Origin of the sequence: Paenibacillus fonticola DSM 21315 (assembly GCF_000381905.1) — a bacterium.
Classification (GTDB): domain Bacteria; phylum Bacillota; class Bacilli; order Paenibacillales; family Paenibacillaceae; genus Fontibacillus; species Fontibacillus fonticola.
In genome coordinates this window covers 62,014-68,432 of record NZ_KB907247.1, presented here as the reverse complement: position 1 = coordinate 68,432, position 6,419 = coordinate 62,014, and the positions used below count along the sequence as shown (strand labels likewise).

General features: G+C 52.5%; 4 protein-coding genes. All 4 read right to left on the bottom strand.

Annotated elements, in window-relative coordinates; all coding sequences use genetic code 11:
• Nucleotides 1-760: 760 nt before the first annotated feature.
• Complete coding sequence (locus G358_RS33610; protein ID WP_026342040.1) at nucleotides 761-3,349, bottom strand: ATP-dependent helicase; 2,589 nt, start codon at nucleotides 3,347-3,349, stop codon at nucleotides 761-763.
• A 34-nt stretch (nucleotides 3,350-3,383) separates the two neighbouring features.
• Nucleotides 3,384-4,211 carry an ammonia-dependent NAD(+) synthetase gene (gene nadE / locus G358_RS0103755; RefSeq protein ID WP_019635859.1) on the bottom strand — a complete coding sequence of 276 codons (828 nt, stop codon included), beginning with the start codon at nucleotides 4,209-4,211 and terminating at the stop codon, nucleotides 3,384-3,386.
• Between the two features lie 91 nt (nucleotides 4,212-4,302).
• The gene (locus G358_RS0103750; RefSeq protein ID WP_019635858.1) at nucleotides 4,303-5,811 is read right to left on the bottom strand and encodes a nicotinate phosphoribosyltransferase; all 1,509 of its coding nucleotides are present in this window, start codon (nucleotides 5,809-5,811) and stop codon (nucleotides 4,303-4,305) included.
• Nucleotides 5,812-5,834: 23 nt separating this feature from the next.
• Nucleotides 5,835-6,404 carry a cysteine hydrolase family protein gene (locus G358_RS0103745; protein ID WP_019635857.1) on the bottom strand — a complete coding sequence of 190 codons (570 nt, stop codon included), beginning with the start codon at nucleotides 6,402-6,404 and terminating at the stop codon, nucleotides 5,835-5,837.
• Nucleotides 6,405-6,419 lie beyond the last annotated feature (15 nt).

The window sequence follows — 6,419 nt, the reverse complement described above, 5'->3', positions numbered from 1 at the left end:
TCCTCGTACGCCGTCTCATGCCCCCTCCTTGTACATATCTCCTCGTGCGCCGTCTCATGCAACCTCCTTGTACATATCTCCTCGTACGCCGTCTCGATTACTCCGCTATCCTAACCAAGGGCGGCTTGCAGAGCTTTCCTTGACGAAGGCAGAACATGCGGTAACCAGTCCACGTATAGCAATGTGCCGACCGTCGCTCACATTTTTGCTCTCGCGCCACGTGCTCAGGCAGGTTAATTACGGAGGGCGTAGCTAAGACGTTCATTGCAACGGACAGGAGATCCGCTATTTGTCGAGATTGGCCCCTTTTCCGATGCTTACGGACCCTGGTTCCGTTATTCGAGCAATCGGACTGCAATAAACTGGTTTTTGGGATCAATAGCGGAACGTAGGTCCGTTAGCTCTCCAAATTCCCCTTTATTTCGCAAATAACGTCCCCTGTGTCCGTAACCCGTTATGTTCACTTACGCATATTGCCCATTCAGCTACCCAAGCCATTCAGCAACAAAGCCAGCCAGTCTTCCAAGCCACGAAGTCGCACAGTTGCACAGTCGCACAATCGCACAGCTGGCAAACAACCGCCGGCAAACAATTACCAACTACATAACACCAGCAAAAGCAAAGCAAATGTATAAAAAAATCAAACGAAAAAACGGCACTGCCCCGAAAGTTAGAGTACAAAATCTAACTTTAAGGGGACAGTGCCCATACGGTGGTTTCCGTCTGACTTAAATTTTAAGGACTTAGTTGGACAGCCTCATCATTCCGGCGGCATCTCCACCGTCCCCGGAAGCTCAAGCAGCCCCATGTCCAGGCATGTCCGAACCGACAATCGCTTGGCGCCAGCTGCAAACCGCATTTCGATCAGGTCTGCAGGCCCCGACACATTGACCACTTCTCCCCATCCGAATGCACGGTGAAGAACCTGTATTCCGGGGGACAACTCCTCCACCGAACGAATCGTATTCGCGTTCAGCGAGGGAGGCGCATCGCCGGCCGGGAGCACGCAGACAGCTGCTGCACCAGTTGCTAAGCCAGTTGCTGCACTAGTTCCTGTAACAGTTGCTGCCTTAGCGGCTGAGCCTGCGACTGCACTAGTTCCTGCAACAGTTGCGGCGCCAGCGGCTGAGCCTGCAACAGTTGCTGCCCCACCGGCTGAGCCTGCGACTGCACCAACTGTCGTTCCAGCGGCTGCTCCGCCTCTGCTGAATTGGCCAAGAGCCCTGCTGCTTACCGGCAGAGCCGAGTCCAAGCTTACCCTAAGCTGCGGGGGACTCAGGATATCCCGCACCTCGGCTATAAACGCCGATTCAACGGCCCTTTCCCCCTCTCTTTGCTGGTAGGTGAGCAGCTCAAGCTGCGTTTTGGCCCTTGTCATGCCAACGTAGAACAGCCGGGCTGCCTCCTCCATCAGCACGCCGTTCCGGTCGCCTCCCCTCAGATCCTCTGCCGACGGAATTATTCCGTTGACGAGATCGATCATATACACGCGCTCGAACTCAAGCCCCTTAGCGCTGTGAAATGTCGAAAAAGTGACGGCGTGACGGCCCTTTCTCAACTTGGAGGACTTCAGCAAGGCTTCCAGATGCTTGAGGCGCTGCGCAAACTCCTCCATAGATGCCAAAGACTCCGCGATTTCCTCCAGGGAATTCAATATGCCCAGCAAATGCTCCTTCCGGAAGCCTAGACGCTCGCACATTTTATCGAGAGCCTTGTCGTAACCCAGCTTCGTCCGAATGACATCAATCGCCTCCAAAGGCGGCATCCCTCTCATCTGCTCGAAAATCCATTTGCACTGGGGCAACTGCTTCCGCTGATAATCCTGCAGCGGGACATAATTCAACAAATTATCAAACACCGATTCGCTGTTATGAATCTCCTTCAGCGCAGCCATTTGCCGCTTCGTAATGTAGCCGTTGAATTTCGTATGAATCGCTTCTAAAAGATCCGGCCGGCGATCCGTATACGACATCCTCATGAAATTGAGAATATCCTGCACAATCCAATGGGAGAAAAAGCGATTGTCCGCATCGCGCATATAAAACGGAATGCCGGCCCGATCGAATTGATTCATCAAATCAATGGACGAAGAATTGTTCCGGTAGAGCACGGCGACGTCTCCTAAACGGTCCAGCTTGCGAATCTCCTCGACCAAATATTTCGTCTGCTGCTTGTAATCAGGCAAACACTTGATAGAGACCGGCAACTGCTCCCCGTTATCCGTGAACATCGCCTTATCGTATCGATTTTTGTTCCGCTGAATGAACTGGCGAGCCGTCTCGACAATATTTTTAGAGGAGCGGTAATTTTGCTCCATATATAAAATCCGCGCTTCGGGGTACACCTGCTTGAATTGCAGCAAATAGGACGGCTCCGCCCCTCGCCAGCTGTAGATCGATTGGTCGTCATCGGCGACAACACACAGATTCCGGCGCTCCATCACCAGCTTCTCGACGATCGCATGTTGAACTAGCGATGTGTCCTGACTTTCGTCGGTCAGCAAATAATCATAGCGGCGCTGATATTTACGAAGCAATCCGGCATCTTTGCCGAGAATGTCATTCGCGAGGGTCAGCATGTCGTCGAAGTCGATCAAGAGCACGTCCGGCTGCGCTTTTTTATATTTCTCGTATTCGGCCAAAATCCGCTCCGCCTGGCGCACACTGCAGGGTACTTCCCGCCACCGGCTCTCCGGAATCAGCTTATTCTTGATATAGCTAATATAAGTCGTTAAATCTTCCAACTGGTCGTCCGTTACGTTCTCCCCCGTGACCGTCCTGTAAACGTCGCGGAGGATCAGCTTCTTATGCACATTATGCACGGCAGCAGGAGCACCCGGAGCAGCGAAAGCAGCAGGAGCACCCAAAGCACTCGGAGCAATGAGAGCATCTGGACCGCTTGTTGCCCCCGAGCCAGAGCCAGAGCCAGAGCCCGACCCCCACCCCCAACCCGGACCCGAATTCGGCTCTTGTGCCGCTCCGTGACCCTCGATAATTTGGAAGGAGAGCTTTTCACTGCGGAAATACTCCCGGACGATTTCAAAAGCAAGGCTATGGATCGTTGAAAAATCAACCGGTGGCAGCTCGGGAAACAAGCGCCTGAACCGCTCCTTCATGTCTCCGGCAGCAGCCCGGCTAAAGGTAATCGCCTTAATGCGGGAAGGCTGAACGCCCTTCTCTTCGATTAAATAACCGATCCGCATCAGCAGTGTTGTCGTCTTGCCCGAGCCAGGAGAAGCAAGCAGCAGCAGCGGGCCTTCTGTATACAGAACCGCCTGCTGCTGCACTTCATTCAGATTTACGTTATTTTGTTGTTTTTTGCGGGTAAAAAAGCTTTGTTCCTGCTTCATAATGCTTCCTTTCATTCAACTTTCCTAATCAGGCTTATTTCCACCACGTATCGAAAGGCGTGGCCGGAAGCTCCCGCTTATGCCGGGAAACGGCGTACCGCTTCTCGATCTTGGCTTGCTCCTGCGGATCAACGGCATTTCCTGTCAAATACCGGTCCAGCACCTCGTACGTAATGCCAAGCTCGGTTTCGTCGGACTGCAGCGGCTTGTTGTCCAGCAGATCGGCCGTCGGTATTTTTAAATACAATTGCTCAGCAGCCTGGAGCTCCATCAACAGTTCGCGCCCTTGCCCCTTCGTGAGTCCGGCCAGAGGCAGAACATCTGCGCCTCCGTCCCCGAATTTCGTAAAGAAGCCCGTAACCGATTCAGCAGCATGGTCCGTACCGACGACGAGGCAGCCGGTCTCTCCGCCGATCGCATATTGGACGATCATGCGCAAGCGCGCTTTGGCATTGCCCTTGTTAAAATCGGATAATTCGAGCTGGGTGCTCTGCTCAAATACGTTGGCGAAAGCCATAATCGGCTCCTGGATGTTCACCGCGAATTCCTGATCCGCCTGAATGAACGCCATCGCCGCCAAGGCGTCGGCCTCATCCTGCTGCACCCCGTAAGGCAGTCGGACCGCATAGAACGTCGCTTCGTAGCCTTCAGCGCGCAGCTCCTCTACGGCTAATTGCGCCAGCCGGCCAGCCAGCGTGGAGTCCTGCCCTCCGCTAATGCCGAGGACGTACCCCTTCGCCCCAGCCTTCTGGCAATACTCCTTCAGAAAGTCGATCCTGCTGCGGATTTCCGCCTTTGCATCGATGCTCGGCTTAACGTGCAAAGCTTCGGTAATTTGCTTCTGTCTGTTATCCGTTGACATGGTATGCGCTGCTCCCTTCTACTCTGTCTATAAACTTATCATTACCCTGAACAGCTTGAAAAGCCATCATTCAGCATTAAGTTTCATCCGGTCACGATTCCGTCTCTCTTTGCTGGACCCTTTGTTGAACCTTTTGCTGTGCCTCCTCAATTAGCCTCATCTTATTGTCCCAGCATTTCTGGCTTAAGTTAACAGGATATTCCGCCGGGTTCAAGAGACGTTTATATTCCTCCCACAGCACTTCCAAATTATCCGCCGCAAATTGCCTGATTTCTAGCAGGCTCGGGAGCTCATACACTAGTTTCCCATCTTGGAAAATCGTCTGGTGCAGCTCACACGCTTCGAAATCCGTGACGAACTTGGCGATATAAGTATGCACGGGATGAAACATTTTGAGGCGGCTCTCGTCTTGCGGGTTTTCGTATTCCAGGGCGATATAGTCGCCCTCTGCTTTCCGGTTCCTTTTGTTGATGATACGGTACACCTTTTTGCGCCCGGGCGTCGTGATTTTCTCAGGATTCGAGCTGATTTTGATCGTATCTACCATTGTACCCTGCTCATCTTCGATGGAAATCAATTTGTAAACCGCCCCGAGTGCAGGCTGGTCATACGCGGTAATCAGCTTGGTCCCGATGCCCCAAACATCGATTTTTGCACCCTGCGCATTCAGATTCATGATCGTATGCTCATCGAGATCGTTCGTGGCATAAATTTTCGCCTCTGGAAAACCTGCCTCGTCGAGCATTTTGCGGGCTTCTTTGGAGAAGTACGCCAAATCCCCGCTGTCCAAGCGGATGCCCTTGAAGTTGATCCGATCGCCGAACTCCTTAGCTACCTCGATGGCGGTAGGCACCCCCGAGCGGAGTGTGTCATACGTATCCACCAGAAAGACGCAGTCCTTATGGAATTCCGCATATTTGCGAAAAGCGGTATATTCATCGCGGTAGGCCTGAACCATCGCATGAGCGTGCGTGCCCACAGTGGGTATACCGAACAGCTTACCTGCTCTCACATTAGATGTGGCGGCAAAACCGGCAATATAAGCTGCTCTCGTCCCCCAAATCGCAGCATCCATCTCCTGGGCACGGCGAGTACCGAACTCCATGGTGACTCCGTTTTCGGTCACCTGCTGAATGCGCGATGCTTTGCTGGCGATCAGTGTCTGATAATTGACAATGTTCAGCACAGCCGTCTCAATCAGCTGCGCCTCCACAAGCGGGGCTTCGATCTGCATAATCGGTTCATTTGCAAAAACGAGCTCGCCTTCCCTCATCGAGCGAACTGTTCCCGTAAACCGCAGCGTTTCGAGATAGGCCAAATAATCTTCGCCGTAGCCTTCTTCCCGCAAATAAGCAAGATCGTTCTCTGTAAACTTGAACGCCTTAAGATAACGAACCACCCGCTCCAGTCCAGCAAAAATGGCATAACCGTTTTGAAATGGGATTTTGCGAAAATAGACATCAAATACCGCTTTACGATTATGTATTCCATCGCGCCAATAGGCCTCGGCCATATTGATTTGGTATTTATCCGTGTGTAGTGCCAGCCCGTCGTCCGCATAAGGCGCCTGCGGAAGCTGAATGTCCGTTGGAGTGCTCATTATCTTATTCCCCTTTCCGCTTCTTATAAAACCGTTGCCCCAAGCGTTCCTTTGAAGTGCCTTAGCGCCCACGCATGCCCTTCCTTGTCAAAGCTCGCTACAGCATCCTTATGAATGACTACCTCAAACCCTTTGTTGTATGCATCCACCGCCGTGTGCAGCACGCAAATATCTGTGCATACCCCAACCAGGTGCAGCTCCGTAATCCCTCTGGTGCGAAGAACCAGCTCAAGATCAGTGCCCGCAAACGCACTATATCTCGTCTTATCCATCCAATAAACATTGGCCGCGTCCTTATGGGCCTGGTACACCTCGTCCAGCGCTCCGTACAGCTTCCGTCCAGCCGTCCCTTCGATGTTATGCGGGGGAAACAGCTTCGTCTCCGGATGCAGCGTATCGCCCTTTTTGTGCAGATCGATCGCCAGCACTACAAAGTCGCCCCGTTCAATAAACTCCTTAGTGAGCTTTGCTATCTGCCCCTCAATCGCCTGCCCCGGCTCGCCGCAGGTCAATGCTCCTTCCGCAGCTACGAAATCGTACGTGTAATCAACATTAATCAACGCTTTTTTCTTAGTAGTCATAGTCATCTTCATTAAATCCTCCTCTTT

Excerpts from the sequence above, each read along its gene's own strand:
- G358_RS33610 (WP_026342040.1), bottom strand. The coding sequence starts at position 3,349 with ATGAAGCAGGAACAAAGCTTTTTTACCCGCAAAAAACAACAAAATAAC.
- nadE (WP_019635859.1), bottom strand. The coding sequence starts at position 4,211 with ATGTCAACGGATAACAGACAGAAGCAAATTACCGAAGCTTTGCACGTT.
- G358_RS0103750 (WP_019635858.1), bottom strand. The coding sequence starts at position 5,811 with ATGAGCACTCCAACGGACATTCAGCTTCCGCAGGCGCCTTATGCGGAC.
- G358_RS0103745 (WP_019635857.1), bottom strand. The coding sequence starts at position 6,404 with ATGAAGATGACTATGACTACTAAGAAAAAAGCGTTGATTAATGTTGAT.